This window comes from Pedobacter sp. G11 (genome assembly GCF_003860265.1).
Taxonomy (GTDB): Bacteria; Bacteroidota; Bacteroidia; order Sphingobacteriales; family Sphingobacteriaceae; genus Pedobacter; species Pedobacter agri.
On the sequence record NZ_CP034190.1, the window covers coordinates 5,023,510 to 5,039,580 of the forward strand.

Below are 16,071 nucleotides of genomic sequence, written 5' to 3' on the forward strand. Positions count from 1 at the left end.
ATTTATACTTTCACAAAGTTAGGTGTTATTTCATATATTAGTCGTTCAACAGAACTAATATAAGTTTTATTCATATATAAGACGAAAATTTTTACGCAAAAAAAACAAATGAAAACAGAGTTAGTGATTGATTTAGAGGCGGAAAAGCAGGAAATTCTAAAAAGATATAGGGCATTATTACGGGCAAGTAAATCTACATTACAGCGGGGCGATAAGAAAGAGATCAGAAAAGCTTTCGATATGGCCCTGGAAAGCCATAAAGATATGCGCCGAAAATCGGGCGAACCATATATTTATCATCCAATTGCAGTTGCTCAAATTGCAGCAGAAGAAATTGGTTTAGGTACTACTTCTATTGTTTGCGCCCTGTTACATGATGTGGTGGAAGATACTGACATCACACTGGAGGATATTGAACGTGAATTTGGAAAGAAAACGGCAAAGATTATTGATGGTTTAACCAAAATTTCTGGCGTATTTGATACCAACAGTTCATTGCAGGCAGAAAACTTCAGGAAAATGCTGCTTACGCTTGCAGATGATGTTCGCGTAATTTTGATCAAGCTTGCCGATCGTTTGCACAATATGCGTACAATGGATTTTATGCCCCGCCATAAGCAGCTTAAAATCGCATCAGAAACAATTTATTTATACGCACCACTTGCTCATCGTTTAGGTTTATACGCCATTAAATCAGAATTGGAAGATCTTTCAATGAAATATCTCGATCCCGATACTTACAAATTTATTGCAAAAAAGCTTAACGAGAAAAAGGCAGAAAGGGCGTTGTTCATCAAGAAATTTGTTGAACCTATTGATGAAATTGTTCATGAACAGGGTTTGGTTGCCGATGTTTACGGCCGTCCAAAATCTATCCATTCCATCTGGAATAAAATGAAAAAGAAAAATATTCCTTTTGAGGAGGTTTATGATCTTTTTGCCATTCGTATCATTTTAGACAGCGCCTACGAAAACGAAAAAGCTGATTGTTGGAAAGCCTATTCGATTGTTACCGATTTATACCGGCCAAATCCCGATCGCTTACGAGACTGGGTTTCTTCGCCAAAAGGAAATGGCTACGAAAGTTTGCATACTACAGTGATGGGTCCCCGCGGACAGTGGGTTGAAGTGCAAATCCGTACACAACGCATGAATGAAATTGCGGAAAAAGGTTTTGCTGCACACTGGAAATACAAAGAATCAAGCAATGATAATGGTTTGGATCAATGGATTCAGAAGGTCAGAGAAATGCTGAGCAATCCTGAAGCAAATGCCCTGGATTTCCTCGACGATTTCAAAATGAACCTTTTCTCTGATGAAATTTTCATTTTCACTCCAAAGGGCGCTCTGATTCAATTGCCGTTAGGTGCTACTGCCTTAGATTTTGCTTTCGAAATTCATACTGGTGTCGGTGCAACCTGTATTGGCGCAAAGGTGAACCACAAATTGGTTCCAATTTCATACAAACTTCAAAATGGCGATCAGGTAGAAATTATCACTTCCAGCAAGCAAACGCCTAAAGAAGACTGGCTAAATATTGTGGTTACGGCGAAAGCTAAATCCAAAATTAAGTCATCACTAAAAGAAGAAAAACGGAAAATAGCAGACAACGGGAAAGAGATTTTGGAGCGGAAGATGAAATCGCTGAAAATCACCTACAACACCGATAATATTCAGAAAATCAGTTATTTCTTCAAACTCCCTTCTACGCAGGAACTGTTCGTGAACGTTGCTTTAGGCAAAATCGAGCTTAAAGACATTAAAGAATATCTGAATACCGAAAAAGAAGTAGAAAGCCGCGGCCCGGAACGCCCGGAAAACCTTTCAGTAGATGGGATCAAAAATAAAATTAAAGGTGGTGATTCGGACATTTTGCTTATTGGCGAAGACATGCAACGCATTGATTATACACTTGCAGCATGTTGTAATCCAATTCCCGGAGATGATGTTTTTGGGTTCATTACCGTAAGTGAAGGCATTAAAATCCACAGAACCAACTGTCCTAATGCTGCGCAACTGATGGCGAATTATGGTTATCGCGTGGTTAAAGCAAAATGGAACAAACAACAAGAATTAACTTTTTTAACCGGACTTCGCATTGTTGGAATTGATGATGTAGGATTGATCAATAACATCACCAGGGTTATTTCTACAGATTTTAAAGTAAACATGCGATCAATTACGGTGGATACCAATGAAGGGATTTTTGATGGCTCAATTATGATTTTTGTAAATGATACGGAGCACCTGGAAAACTTAATCAGAAACTTACTAAAAGTTAGAGGCGTTACCGGTGTAACAAGATTTGATGCTTAAATGGGTTATAGGTTGTGGGTTTAGAAGCCAGTTGGAAAAAGGTTTAACACACGAATTTATTTTTCATATCTGATCAGTATCACACAACCTGCCACTTGTAAATCATAACCTGCAACCGAGTTATTACAACATTTCAACAATCCAACAATTAAACAATCAAACTAATTACCTACCTTTGAACGGAGTTTAAAAACTATGTCAGAACAAAATACAAATGAGCTCGTTCGCAAGATTTTTGAGGCTTATTTAGAAAACAAAAATCTACGCAAAACACCAGAGCGTTTCGCCATCCTGGAAGAAATTTATTCCCGAAACGATCACTTTGATGTTGAAACCCTTTATATCCACATGAAAAACCAAAAGTATCGTGTAAGCCGGGCTACGGTTTATAATACTTTAGAATTATTGGTTTCATGTGATCTGGTTACCAAACACCAGTTTGGTAAAAACATGGCGCAGTTCGAAAAATCTTACGGTTACCGTCAGCACGATCACGTGATTTGCATTGAGTGCGGTAAGGTGGTAGAATTCTGCGATCCTCGCATCCATCAAATTCAAACCATGGTTGGCGATCTTTTAAAGTTTGATGTAAAACACCATTCTTTAAACCTTTATGGCTTCTGCTCAGATTGCAGTATGGCTAGAAAAGTAAATGAAACTGAGGCTGCAAAGCTCGAAGCAAATTAAATCAATCCACAAAATAAAACCAGCTTAAATTTTTAATAATGACGCAAGTAGATGTACTTCTCGGCCTGCAATGGGGCGATGAAGGAAAGGGAAAAATCGTTGATGTACTCAGTCCGAAATATGATCTAATCGCCCGTTTTCAGGGTGGTCCAAATGCCGGGCATACTTTAGAGTTCGATGGTAAAAAATTCGTACTGAACACCATCCCATCAGGAATTTTCAACGAAAAAACCATGAACCTTATCGGTAATGGTGTAGTGATCGATCCTATCATTTTAAAAAGAGAGCTTGATAATTTAAAAAAAGCTGGTCATGATCCTGTTGCAGAAGGCAAATTGGTTATTGCCCGTAAAGCGCACCTGATTTTACCAACCCACCAATTATTAGATGCAGCCAACGAAGCTCGCATGGGTAAAAACAAAATCGGTTCAACCTTAAAAGGTATTGGCCCAACCTATATGGACAAAACTGGCCGTAATGGTTTACGTGTTGGCGATACTACCCTTCCGGATTTCAAAGAACGTTATACTAAATTAGTAGAAAAACATACCGAAATCCTTTCTCATTATGAAGGTTTTGAATACGAATTGGCTGAAAAACAAGCTTCTTTCTTTGAGGCTATTGAATTCTTGAAAAGCATTCCTCATGTAGATAGCGAGCATTTTGTTAACGGTTATTTAAAAGAAGGAAAAGCTGTTTTAGCTGAAGGTGCACAAGGAACATTATTAGATGTAGATTTCGGCTCCTATCCTTTTGTAACTTCAAGTAATACCACAACTGCAGGTGCTTGTACTGGTTTAGGTATTGCGCCTAATAAAGTTGGTGCAGTTTACGGTATTTTTAAAGCTTACTGTACCCGTGTTGGTGGCGGTCCGTTTCCCACTGAGTTAGACAATGAAGTTGGTGAAAATTTACGTGCTTTAGGTCATGAATTTGGTGCAACTACTGGTCGTGCCCGTCGTTGCGGCTGGATCGATCTTCCTGCATTAAAATATGCTATTATGCTCAACGGTGTAACCGAACTGATCATGATGAAGGCTGATGTGTTAGATACCTTTGATACCATTTATGCTTGTACACACTACGAATATAATGGCGAAACCATTGATTATATGCCTTACGACATTATTTCAATCGAACCAAAACCAGTTTTAAAAGCTATTGATGGTTGGGCAACTGACGTTACTAAAATCACCTCAGTTGATGAAATTCCATCGAAGCTAACAGACTACATCGCGTTCTTAGAAAAAGAATTAGAAGTGCCAATTAAATTTTTATCTGTTGGTCCTGATAGAGCCCAAACCTTAGAATTACGTTAATATAGGGTTCACAGAGCTGAAATATTTTCAGCTTTATAGTCACGATAAATTAAAAATATGAAAGCAATCCGTTTGGATTGCTTTTTTTATTGGAAAGCATATCAACTACAACTATTAACGTTAGTCCCCGCCAATGTTTCAAGTCCCGATTTTACGGTTTCGCAAATTGAAAGAATCTACACCGGGAGCTTTCCACTTATGTCGGGTTTAGTTACCTTTGCCGCAGCTTGAAAAACACGGATCATACATCAGCATTCAAACAAAAGGCATTACACTGGGCTAACCAGTTCGATGTTTGTTGTTTATTAGATTCCAACCAATATCCCGATGTTTACTCGGCTTATGATTTTATTCTAGCGGTTGACGTTCAGGCAGAAATTCAATGCAACTCCGGCAATGCATTTGAAGAACTAAAAGCATTCCATGAAGCTAACAAACAATGGCTTTTTGGTTTTTTCAGCTATGATCTGAAAAACGAAATTGAAGATTTGGTTTCTTACAATACTGATCATCTAAATTTCCCTGAACTATACTTTTTTATCCCTAAATACTTAATTGCGGTTAAAAACGGAATGGCTGAAGTATTAATTGGCGATGATGCTGTTCTAAATGAAATAATTGATTTCAAGATTGAAGAAAGTGAATCTACTGGTCACCTGAACATTGAGCGGAGGCTCTCAAAAACAGCATACCTTAACAAGGTAGAAAAATTAAAAGAACACATTATCCGAGGTGATATTTATGAAGTGAATTTTTGCCAGGAATTTTTTGCCGAAAATGCGAAAATTAACCCAGTTGGAACATTCGGTTTGTTGAATGACATATCCCCTACTCCATTTGCTGGATTCTTAAAGGTTAATGAGCATTATATTTTGTCGGCAACACCGGAACGTTTTTTAGCTAAACGTGGTTCGAAATTAATATCACAACCTATAAAAGGAACTGCGAGAAGGAGCGCTGATTCGAAAGAAGATGAGCAAATCAAAATTCAGCTTAGAAACGACGTTAAGGAGCAATCAGAAAATGTGATGATCGTTGATTTGGTTCGTCATGACTTAACGAAATCGGCGGTAAAAGGCTCGGTAAAGGTTGAAGAGCTATTTGGCATTTATAGCTTTCCACAGGTGCATCAAATGATTTCTACCATCACTTGCGAACTTGACCCAGCGATTCATTTTATTGATGCCATCAAAAATGCTTTCCCAATGGGATCAATGACGGGTGCGCCTAAAGTAAAAGCAATGGAATTGATCGAGCAATATGAAGAAACAAAAAGAGGTGTTTATTCTGGCTCGTTTGGCTGCATTAGTCCTGATGGAAATTTTGATTTCAATGTGGTGATAAGAAGTATCCTTTATCATTCAGCTAATCAGCATTTATCATTCCAGGTTGGTGGGGCCATCACTTATCATAGCGATGCGGAGAAAGAATATGAGGAATGTATGCTCAAAGCAAGTGCTATTTTGAAGGTGCTGAATGCTGAATAGTCAATAGTGGTTTACTATAATTTAAATAGCTGGTTAGCTATAAAATAAAAAAGTGGAAAATTAGCATTATACTAATTTTCCACCCTTAATGTTCAACCTTTAACGTTTTTATTATTTTTTATAGTATTTCATTGCTTCTGGTAAATCTCTTTGTATTTGTGCAATACGAGACTGGTCGGTAGGGTGCGTACTTAAAAAAGCAGGTGGCTTTTGTGAGCCGGCACTCGCCTGCGCCATTCTTTGCCAGAAACCTATAGCACTTGATGGATTATAACCAGCCATTGCCATAAATGACAACCCCATTTTATCGGCCTCTAACTCTTGATTTCTGCCATATTTCAATATTGTTAACTGTCCGCCAATACCATAGGCTTGGTTAATATAATCAGCATATTTTGAATTTGATGAAGCTGCACCTACCAATGCTCCGCCAACCTGCGCAGCCTGCATTTGAGAAGCTCGCTCTGCAGAATGCTGAGCAATAGCATGAGCCACTTCATGTCCCATTACAGTTGCTAAACCGGCTTCATCTTTTGTTACTGGTAAAATACCAGTATAAACAGCAATTTTACCACCGGGCATACACCACGCATTAATTTCTTTACTTTCTATCAGATTATATTCCCATTTATAGTTTTTGATTTGTTCTCCAAAACCATTCTGGTTCATATATTGAGTCACTGCAGCAGCTATTTTTTGGCCAACTCGTTTTACCATCGCTGAGTTTGCATTGTTTGATGAAACTACCTTAGTTTGTGGATCACTCAACAATTGCTGGTATCCAATTGCTGCTTGCTGTTGTAAAGAACTATCATCAACCAGGCTTAGCCTACTTCTTCCCGTTAAAGGAACAGTAGAACATGAGTTAAATAGTAAAACCCCAGCAACACTTGCTGATAAAAATAATTTTTTCATAACGCAATTTTAAATGATTAGTAATACTTGTTTTAGCAAACCGAAGTAATAAACAGCATGCCTACAAATAAGTTTTAGTGAATGTGTTTTTGTTAATTATTAGCTTTTTTCTTAAACAAATACACTTTAGATTCCTTGCCTTTCAGCAATCTTTCGAGATTTTTTTGGTGGGTAACTAAAATCAATATACAAACTACCATGCCATATAGCACTTCAGATTTTATTGAAACCTGAAACAAAAAGACTACACTTAGTGGAAAAGTAAATCCCGCACAAATGGAGCTTAATGAAACATATTTAGTTAATAATAACACCACCACGAAAACCAGAACACAAAGCATAGATGCTTCGAAGTTAACTGCCAAAATCATTCCAAAAAGGGTTGCCACTCCTTTTCCTCCACGAAAACCGGCAAAAACAGGAAACAGGTGCCCCATTACAGCGGTTACGCCGAGTGCAAGCTGGTAATTTACGAATATGACTGAATTTTGTGGTCCGGTTACCGACATGCCAATAAGGTAGGCAAGATTGGTTGCGGTGTAGCCTTTTGCAATATCGATGATCATTACGGCAATACCGGCTTTTTTACCCAAAACACGGAAGGTATTGGTTGCTCCTGCATTGCCACTTCCGTATTCTCTCACATCGACACCATAAAAAGCCTGACCGAGCCAGACAGCGGTAGGGATTGATCCAAAAAGATAGGCAACTAATAATGCGCTGAGAGAATAAACCGTAACCATAGCCTACAATGATACAAAAAATAAGCTTTCCATTTTATAGCAAATCACCTTTAGTATGCTTTTAGACTAATATCTAAGCTTTTAACTGAATGCGTAAGTGCACCCATAGAAATGAAATCAACACCACAGGCTGCATATTCCAAAACATTTTCTTCCGTTATTCCCCCTGAAGCTTCGGTAGTGAATTTACCATCGATCAACTTTACTGCTGCCTTTAAATTGTCAAAACTAAAATTATCGAGCATTATACGGTCAACACCTCCAGTGGCTAATACCTGAGATAATTCCTCAATATTCCTCACTTCAATTTCAATCTGTAGCGATTTTTGCTGATCGGCTAAATATTTTTGAGCAGCTTTTATGGCGTTTGATATCCCCCCGGCGTAATCCACATGATTGTCCTTTATTAAAATCATATCATATAATCCGATGCGATGATTCACCCCGCCACCGATACGAACTGCCCATTTTTCTAAATAGCGTAATCCTGGTGTGGTTTTTCGGGTATCCAAGATTTTAGTTTTGGTGTCTTTCAACAACGAAACAATGCGATGCGTTTTGGTTGCGATGCCACTCATACGTTGCATACAATTTAGAACCAATCGCTCTGCAATTAAAATAGAATGGGTACTGCCAGAAACTGTTAAACCGATATCGCCAACCTTAACAGCAGCTCCATCTTTCAAAAGCACATCAACTTTTAAGCTTGCATCTACTACAGCAAAAATTTCAACGGCAAGTTCCATTCCTGCTAAAATACCATCTTCTTTGATAATTAATTTTGCTCTGCCTTGCGTTCCGGAAGGAATAGTTGATAGTGAAGTGTGATCGCCATCGCCAACATCTTCGGCAAGTGCATTTTTAATGAATTGATGTATAAGTTGAATATCCAAAATTGAGATTTTATGATGCAAAAATAGGAATTATTTGTGAGCAGACAATCCGCTGACAAAATTAAAGCGACGTTTGATTCACGCTATTACCTAATTAGAGAAGAAATTAGAGAGGTTTGTATTAATCCTTGGCTGGTTCAATCCGCAATTCTGTAATTAGAAAGCTATTGTTAAATTTTTTCATCGTTAGTGATACCCTAAAGGTTTCTTTCGAAGTACTCAAAACGATTACGCCAAATCGATAGTTAGGATTGGTATTAATTTTATGAAAAATACTTGTTTTTACGGGAGGGTGTTTGATAAAGAAATCTCTTAAAATCTGCTCACCCTGTGCTTTGGAGTATACATCTTCTTCATCAATTAAAATTAACTCAATTGTTGAAGCAAAATTTTTCGCAATCTGACTGGCATTGCTAGCCTTAAAATACGAGGATAAATCATCAATAATATCAGCCTGAAAGGCTTTTGAACCATTTAATGATGACAAACTAATAATTAGTAAAAACAAGCTCCGGATCATTTCTGTATTTTATAATGACCCTATAGCTAAAATTATGCCATTAGCTTATCAAAAAACCGATTTCATCATTTGGATAAGCTCCAATAAACTTATATTTGCCAAGGTAACAAAACACTAAAACATGTTCTAAATGAAAATGTTTTAAACGTGTTCAATTAAATTTTTCAAAATAAGATGATAAACGATAAAAAACTCGCACTTATAATTTTAGATGGCTGGGGCTACGGAAGACAAGATAATTCTGATGCTGCTTATGCTGCAAACACACCATTTTTTGATTCATTACTGCAAAACTATCCAAACTCAAAGCTTGAAGCTTCAGGAGAAGCAGTTGGTTTACCAGCCGGCCAGATGGGAAACTCGGAAGTTGGGCATATGAACTTAGGTGCAGGTCGCGTAGTTTATCAGGAACTTGGCAGAATCAACAAATCAATTGCTGATAAAGAATTACACGTTCATCCGGTTTTGCTTGCCGCTTTTGATTATGCAAAACAAAATAACAAAGCCGTTCATTTCATTGGGCTGGTTTCAAATGGCGGTGTTCATGCCCATATCGAACATTTAAAAGCCTTATGTGATGCTGCAAACCAGGCAAATGTTGAAAAAACATTTGTTCATGCTTTTTTAGATGGCCGCGACACAGACCCGAATTCGGGATTAGGCTTTATTACTGACCTCCAAAACCACATTGAAAACACATCGGCTAAGTTGGCCACAATGGTAGGTCGTTATTATGCGATGGATCGCGATAACCGTTGGGAACGCGTAAAGCAAGCTTACGATGTAATGGTAAATGGCATCGGAGAGAAAACTCAAGATGCACTGGCTGTGATTAGAAGATCTTACGATGAAGGGGTCACAGACGAATTTTTGAAACCGGTGGTGTTAACGCAAGATAATGGTGCGCCTGTTGCAACAATACAAAACGACGATGTAGTGATCTGCTTCAACTTCCGTACAGATCGAGGAAGAGAAATTACTACGGCGCTAACTCAAAAAGATTTCCCGGAGCAACAAATGCATAAACTGCCATTGTATTATGTAACAATGACCTCTTATGATGAGAGCTTTGAGAAAGTAAATGTCATTTTTACTAAAGATGATCTTACGAAAACAATTGGTGAAGTTCTGGCAGAAAACAACAAAAATCAAATTCGTATTGCGGAGACAGAGAAATATCCTCATGTTACTTTCTTCTTTTCAGGCGGCAGAGAATCAGAGTTTACAAACGAAAAAAGAATCCTGATTCCTTCACCTAAAGTTGCCACCTATGATCTGCAACCGGAAATGAGTGCAGCTGGAATTACCGAAGCCATTACTGCAGAAATGGAAACTGGCTGGGCCGACTTTATTTGTCTAAACTTCGCCAATCCCGATATGGTTGGACATACCGGCGTTTTCGATGCAGTGGTAACAGCTGTAGAAACAGCTGATAAATGTGCAGAAACTGTCGTGAATAAAGGTTTAGAAAATGGTTATTCATTTATCCTATTGGCTGATCATGGTAATTCTGAATACATGATAAATGGCGATGGATCGGTTAATACAGCTCATACTACCAATCTTGTTCCTTGTATATTAATCGATAAGGATTATAAAACCATAGCTAATGGAAAATTAGGCGACATTGCTCCTACTGTTTTAAAAATATTAGGTGTAGCCATTCCGGCAGAAATGACAGGAAACGTTTTGGTATAATGATTAAAAAAATCTATATCCTGATATTTATTGTATCCCTGGCTTCTTGTATCCAGGAAAAAGATTCAAAAACGAATAACAGAAACCTCTACTTTGACTTACAGGGCTATTTCGAGAAAGAGGTAGCCCGTTTGCAAAAACTCAATCCAACACTAGGCAAAACCGTTAGTGTGAATGGGGTTAACGAAAGCAAGAAAGTTAAAGTAGCAGATTGGAAAAAGGAACTTGCAATTTTTGCAAATGCAGATATTAATAAAGCCTCATGGCAGGGCAGTTTCAATATTACAAAAGTTGGCGGAGCAGTTGTCTATAGTTCTAACAATAAAAAAATCCCTGTAAAGAAACTTTATGTTGTTGGGCAAGGTACAAAAGTTAGGAAGATAGAGATTATTATCGCAAATAAAAATATCCTCTTTCAATCAAATGACACGCTATATTACTATCCTGATAGTTTATACCTCATTAAAAAAAAGCAAAAAATACGATTGCTGAACGAAAAAAAATATACCATCTCCGGAAAGTTTAAATAACAAAAAACGGGCTTTGAATATTCAAAGCCCGTTCTCTATTTTAGAATCAGATCTTACTTTAAACTTGCAATTTGTGCTTTGTCATAAGCAACCCAATCAATAATATCTTTACGCAAAGGCTGCATAGTTAATACTCTTTGGAAATCAGAAATTGAATTATTAAATAGCGCTATGCAAGCCGTTTTCTCATCCTTTTTCTTTGCTTTGTATGATCTGAAAATTGCGTAATCTTTATAAGCTAATCCACGATTTTGAAACATTTGGGTATCTTCCTCCCCATTTATTTCAATTGCTTTCGTAAAATCTTTAATCGAGGCAGTGTAAAAATTTTCACGCATACTGTTTAAAGATTCTTTAGGATCGTTGGCAATATTTAATCTCGCTTTGCCCCGATAGTAATATGCAGATACTTCTGTTGGTTTAACAGTAATTAGGCGGCTATAAGTTTCAATACACTTCTCGTATTGGCCATTTTGAAAGTATGAATAACCCAGCATTTGCAAAATTTTAGCATTATCAGGTGTTTTGGTATCGGCTTTTTCCAATTGCGTAACGGCAGTTCTATAATCACCTTTAATCATTGCCTGCATGCTTCTTTCGTAATTGTTCTGTGCGAAACTGCTGGTTGATGATAAAATAATTAAACCTAAAATAACTTGCTTAAAGTAGTTCATGTAATGAATAATATGTTTTTTCTGTAAATCTGCCGCCTAAAAAGACGAAATTTGTTGCAATATAATCCTATTCTGATAATTTAAAAGCTTTTAATTTTGGGGCACAAGCATTAAATACCTCAAACATTAGCTTAAACGCTAAAAAACAATTTATATGATAATGGCGGAATATTAAAAGTCGCTCTGCCTTTTTAACATAAGATTAATATTATTTTCACTTTGGCACAAGAGTTGAAATTATTACCTTAACAACTAAATAAACGAAGTGAATACGATCAAACTGCCAGTTTGTCGTGAGAGGAAAACGTGATAATGAGTAAACAAGATATATTTGATTTCCATTCTGCTATGCCAATAATTAACGAGGATACCGAATTTTTCCCTTTAATGTCGCAACAAGACGAAGAGGAAATGAACAATGAGGAAACGCCTGAAACATTGGCGATTTTGCCATTGCGAAACACTGTTTTATTTCCTGGAGTGGTAATTCCAATTACCGTTGGCAGAGATAAATCAATTAAACTAATTAAAGAAGCTTACAAGGGAAATAAAATTATTGGGGTGGTATCTCAAAAAGATGTTTCCATCGAAGATCCGACGTTTGAACAGTTAAACACTGTTGGTACGGTTGCAAACATCATTAAGTTGTTGCAAATGCCTGATGGAAATACCACAGTAATTATTCAGGGTAAGCAACGTTTTAGCTTAATTGAAGAAGTACAAAACGAGCCTTACATTAAGGCTGTGGTAAAGAAATTTGAGGAGCAGAAACACAAAGCAGATAAGGAGTTTAAAACACTTATCGCCTCTATCCGTGAAATGTCGGCTCAGATTATTCAACTGTCGCCAAACATTCCAAGTGAAGCAAGTATTGCGCTAAAAAACATTGAAAGCAATTCATTTTTGATCAATTTTATTTCATCAAACATGAATGCCGAAATGGCCGATAAGCAAAAAATCCTTGAAATGGATAAATTGCAGGAAAGAGCGCAAAAGGTAATGGAGCTTTTGATGGTTGAATTACAGATGCTGGAATTGAGAAATCAAATCCAATCTAAAGTTCGTACCGATCTTGATAAACAACAACGTGATTATTTCTTAAATCAGCAGCTTAAAACCATTCAGGAAGAACTGGGTGGAAATTCAGCCGATTTGGAATTTGATGCGCTTCAGGAAAAAGCAAAAAAGAAAAAATGGTCACAGTCTGTTGCCGATCATTTTGACAAAGAATTAGATAAATTAGGTAGAATGAATCCGGCGGCGCCAGATTATTCTGTTCAGCTGAATTACCTCGAATTGCTTTTGGATTTACCCTGGAGTGAGTTTACAAAAGATAATTTCGATTTAAAACGTGCCCAACGTATTCTGGATAAAGACCATTTTGGTTTAGAAAAAGTTAAGCAGCGTATTGTAGAATATCTTGCTGTTTTGAAGTTAAAACGTGATATGAAAGCGCCTATTTTATGTTTGGTAGGTCCTCCGGGAGTTGGTAAAACATCTTTAGGAAAATCGATCGCCAAAGCTTTGGGCCGTAAATATGTACGGATGGCTTTAGGTGGCATTCGTGATGAAGCCGAAATTCGTGGTCACCGTAAAACCTACATTGGCGCAATGCCAGGGCGTATCATTTCATCAATTAAAAAAGCTGGAGCAGACAATCCTGTTTTTGTTTTGGATGAGATTGATAAAGTTGGTACCGATCATCGGGGCGACCCTTCATCAGCTTTGCTGGAGGTGTTGGATCCGGAACAAAATAATGCTTTCTATGATCACTATGTTGAAGTTGACTACGATTTATCTAATATTTTATTCATCGCAACTGCAAATTCATTGAGTACCATCCAGCCGGCCTTACTTGATCGCATGGAGATTATCGAAGTGAATGGATACACCATCGAAGAGAAAATCGAAATTGCGAAGAAATATCTTTTACCAAAACAAAAAGAAAATCACGGCTTACAAAATAAGGATATCAATCTTAAACCCGCTTTAATTGAAAAAGTGATTGAAGATTACACACGTGAATCGGGTGTGCGTGGTTTAGAAAAGAAAATTGGTTCATTGGTGCGTGGTGTGGCTACTAAACTTGCCATGGAAGAAGAATACAACGTGACGCTGGCCAACGAAGATATTGAACGTATTTTAGGTGCGCCAATTTATGATAAAGACCTTTACGAAGGCAATGAAGTTGCGGGCGTGGTAACCGGATTAGCCTGGACAAGTGTAGGTGGAGATATTTTGTTTATCGAATCGAGCTTGAGCCCTGGAAAAGGAAAGTTAACATTAACGGGTAATCTTGGCGATGTGATGAAAGAATCTGCCGTAATTGCTTTAGCTTATTTACGAGCACATGCTGCAGAATTCGGCATTGACTATACCCTATTTGACAACTGGGATGTGCATGTTCACGTGCCTGCGGGCGCAACTCCGAAGGATGGTCCATCAGCTGGTGTAACCATGCTTACGGCACTGACTTCGGCATTTACACAACGTAAAGTAAAACAAAATTTAGCGATGACAGGCGAGATTACCCTGCGTGGAAAAGTACTTCCCGTTGGTGGAATTAAGGAAAAAATTCTTGCTGCAAAAAGAGCGAATATTAAAGAGATTATCCTTTGCAAAAGCAATCGCAAAGATATTTTGGAAATTAAAGAAAGCTACATCAAAGATTTGACTTTTCATTACGTAACGGAAATGAGTGAAGTGATTGAATTGGCATTGACGAAAAATAAAGTTAAAAAACCGCTGGATTTAACGATCAAAATTGCGCCAATTGTCAACTAAATTGTAATCTTTTAGGTTTACGGATAAAAATCCGATAACAATAAATACTTTTATAGCTCCGATAACAATCGGAGCTATTTTTTATGAGATCATCTTCATTTATTATTCTATTGCTTCTTACCTCGTTAACTGGATTTGGCCAATCTTTTAAAAACGAATTTGGATTTAAAACCGAAAACGATGCTTATTTGGCAACATTGAATGACCGATATTACACCAATGGTTTATTTATCTATTTCCGCCGAGCCATTGATCCTGCTAAATTTTCAGATAAAATAGAAAAGAAGACTTATGAAATTTCGGTCGGGCAAAAAATGTATACGCCCTACTGGGGTCAGGTAGCAAAGAAAGAAGACCAGGACAGGCCCTTCGCAGGATATCTGTATGCCAGTGGTGCTTACTCGGTATTCTTTAAAAAAGAAAGCGTGCTAAAAACAAGCGTGGAGATTGGTACTGTTGGACCGAATTCCCTGGCGCAAGATGCACAAAAGTTTCTGCACAAAACGGTTGGTTTTTACACACCTGCCGGATGGGATTATCAGATTAAAAATGAATTAGCGATCAATTTAGCTGCCCAATATAGCAAACTTCTTGTTCGTTCCAATGATCAGATTATTGATTTAAGCGGACAGGGTTATGCAAATTTAGGAACAACTTTTTCTGGCTTGGGAGCATCTGTGTTATTTAGAGCAGGAAGATTGAACCAGCTGTTCAATAGTGCATATCATAATGCCGTAATCGGGAATGCAAAAACATCCGCTTTGAATAAGTCGGAATTTTTCTTTTATGCCAAACCACAGCTAAACATAGTGGCCTATGATGCCACGATTCAGGGGAGTTTGTTTAATGATGATAGTCCGGTAACTTTCGGCACAAAACCAATTGTATTTGAACAACAGTTTGGCGTAAATTACAGTTCAAAAAGATTTACTGCCGACTTTAATATTATATTTAAAACTAAAGAAGTGGAGAGTATAGCGAAAGCTCAAAATTATGGTGGCTTAAGTTTATACTATCGTTTTGGAAAAATTTAGTTAATCCAAACCTGGCTTTTTTCTAGATGCTTTTTTATCAGCATTTACAGATTTATTTTTCAGTCTATTTTGAATAACAGCTCTGGGTATTTTTGTTGGCTTTCTTGTTTTCTTAACCTGAAGTGATCTTTTCAGGAGCTCGATCAGTTTAACAATCGTCTTTTCTTTGTTTAGCAGCTGGCTCCTGTCTTCTTGCGAAACAATATGCAACAAACCATCGGTATCTAAACGATTTTCGAGTCGGATTTTTAACAGCGCCTTTTCTTCTTCATCGAAAATAAAAGCATTTTCCAAATCGAAAATTAATTCTACTTTACTTGAAACCTTATTTACATTTTGGCCGCCCTTGCCCCCGCTCCTGGAGGTTTTAAAGGTTGCATGTTTTAAAATATCTTCTTTCGCAGGTAACATGATGTAAAAGTATAAAGAATAGTCAGGTAAAAAAAGCAACTAAATCCGTCCGTTTTTTTA

General features: G+C 37.4%; 14 protein-coding genes. 8 read left to right on the top strand and 6 right to left on the bottom strand.

The annotated features are described in order from the left end of the window. Nucleotides 1–108: 108 nt before the first annotated feature. The 4 genes from EA772_RS21745 (at nucleotide 109) to EA772_RS21760 (ending at nucleotide 5,809) form a co-directional block, all read left to right on the top strand. Nucleotides 109–2,316, top strand: a complete 2,208-nt coding sequence (locus EA772_RS21745; RefSeq protein ID WP_010600194.1) for a bifunctional (p)ppGpp synthetase/guanosine-3',5'-bis(diphosphate) 3'-pyrophosphohydrolase — start codon at nucleotides 109–111, stop codon at nucleotides 2,314–2,316. A gap of 195 nt (nucleotides 2,317–2,511) precedes the next feature. Continuing rightward, on the top strand, nucleotides 2,512–3,003 hold the full coding sequence (locus tag EA772_RS21750; RefSeq protein WP_010600195.1) for a Fur family transcriptional regulator: 492 nt from the start codon (nucleotides 2,512–2,514) through the stop codon (nucleotides 3,001–3,003). Between the two features lie 38 nt (nucleotides 3,004–3,041). Then, nucleotides 3,042–4,322: an adenylosuccinate synthase gene (locus tag EA772_RS21755; protein WP_124914921.1), complete on the top strand. Its 1,281-nt coding sequence runs from the start codon at nucleotides 3,042–3,044 to the stop codon at nucleotides 4,320–4,322. A 227-nt stretch (nucleotides 4,323–4,549) separates the two neighbouring features. After that, complete coding sequence (locus EA772_RS21760) at nucleotides 4,550–5,809, top strand: anthranilate synthase component I family protein (protein WP_124914922.1); 1,260 nt, start codon at nucleotides 4,550–4,552, stop codon at nucleotides 5,807–5,809. A gap of 111 nt (nucleotides 5,810–5,920) precedes the next feature. Here EA772_RS21760 and EA772_RS21765 read toward each other — a convergent pair whose 3' ends face one another. From EA772_RS21765 to EA772_RS21780, 4 genes are all read right to left on the bottom strand, one after another. Beyond that, the gene (locus EA772_RS21765; RefSeq protein ID WP_116167419.1) at nucleotides 5,921–6,724 is read right to left on the bottom strand and encodes a M48 family metallopeptidase; all 804 of its coding nucleotides are present in this window, start codon (nucleotides 6,722–6,724) and stop codon (nucleotides 5,921–5,923) included. Nucleotides 6,725–6,816: 92 nt separating this feature from the next. Next, complete coding sequence (gene plsY, locus EA772_RS21770) at nucleotides 6,817–7,467, bottom strand: glycerol-3-phosphate 1-O-acyltransferase PlsY (protein WP_010600199.1); 651 nt, start codon at nucleotides 7,465–7,467, stop codon at nucleotides 6,817–6,819. Between the two features lie 50 nt (nucleotides 7,468–7,517). After that, nucleotides 7,518–8,360: a carboxylating nicotinate-nucleotide diphosphorylase gene (nadC, locus tag EA772_RS21775; protein WP_168187617.1), complete on the bottom strand. Its 843-nt coding sequence runs from the start codon at nucleotides 8,358–8,360 to the stop codon at nucleotides 7,518–7,520. 121 nt (nucleotides 8,361–8,481) lie between these two features. Continuing rightward, complete coding sequence (locus EA772_RS21780; protein ID WP_246834011.1) at nucleotides 8,482–8,847, bottom strand: DUF4783 domain-containing protein; 366 nt, start codon at nucleotides 8,845–8,847, stop codon at nucleotides 8,482–8,484. A gap of 207 nt (nucleotides 8,848–9,054) precedes the next feature. On the opposite strand from EA772_RS21780, the gene gpmI reads away from it, so the two are divergent. Together gpmI and EA772_RS21790 are read left to right on the top strand one after the other, a co-directional pair. Continuing rightward, nucleotides 9,055–10,578: a 2,3-bisphosphoglycerate-independent phosphoglycerate mutase gene (gene gpmI / locus EA772_RS21785; protein ID WP_168187618.1), complete on the top strand. Its 1,524-nt coding sequence runs from the start codon at nucleotides 9,055–9,057 to the stop codon at nucleotides 10,576–10,578. Next, nucleotides 10,578–11,108, top strand: coding sequence for a hypothetical protein (locus EA772_RS21790; RefSeq protein ID WP_124914925.1), 531 nt, complete (start codon nucleotides 10,578–10,580; stop codon nucleotides 11,106–11,108). The genes gpmI and EA772_RS21790 overlap by 1 nt, the downstream gene beginning before the upstream one ends. 53 nt (nucleotides 11,109–11,161) lie before the next feature. Here EA772_RS21790 and EA772_RS21795 read toward each other — a convergent pair whose 3' ends face one another. Further along, complete coding sequence (locus tag EA772_RS21795; RefSeq protein ID WP_124914926.1) at nucleotides 11,162–11,782, bottom strand: tetratricopeptide repeat protein; 621 nt, start codon at nucleotides 11,780–11,782, stop codon at nucleotides 11,162–11,164. Between the two features lie 312 nt (nucleotides 11,783–12,094). Between EA772_RS21795 and lon the strand changes: the two genes are divergently transcribed. Next, the gene (gene lon, locus EA772_RS21800) at nucleotides 12,095–14,566 is read left to right on the top strand and encodes an endopeptidase La (protein ID WP_010600204.1); all 2,472 of its coding nucleotides are present in this window, start codon (nucleotides 12,095–12,097) and stop codon (nucleotides 14,564–14,566) included. 83 nt (nucleotides 14,567–14,649) lie between these two features. Further along, the gene (locus EA772_RS21805; protein ID WP_124914927.1) at nucleotides 14,650–15,600 is read left to right on the top strand and encodes a lipid A deacylase LpxR family protein; all 951 of its coding nucleotides are present in this window, start codon (nucleotides 14,650–14,652) and stop codon (nucleotides 15,598–15,600) included. Here EA772_RS21805 and arfB read toward each other — a convergent pair whose 3' ends face one another. Continuing rightward, the gene (gene arfB / locus EA772_RS21810) at nucleotides 15,601–16,011 is read right to left on the bottom strand and encodes an alternative ribosome rescue aminoacyl-tRNA hydrolase ArfB (RefSeq protein ID WP_168187619.1); all 411 of its coding nucleotides are present in this window, start codon (nucleotides 16,009–16,011) and stop codon (nucleotides 15,601–15,603) included. It lies immediately after the preceding gene. Nucleotides 16,012–16,071: the final 60 nt, after the last annotated feature.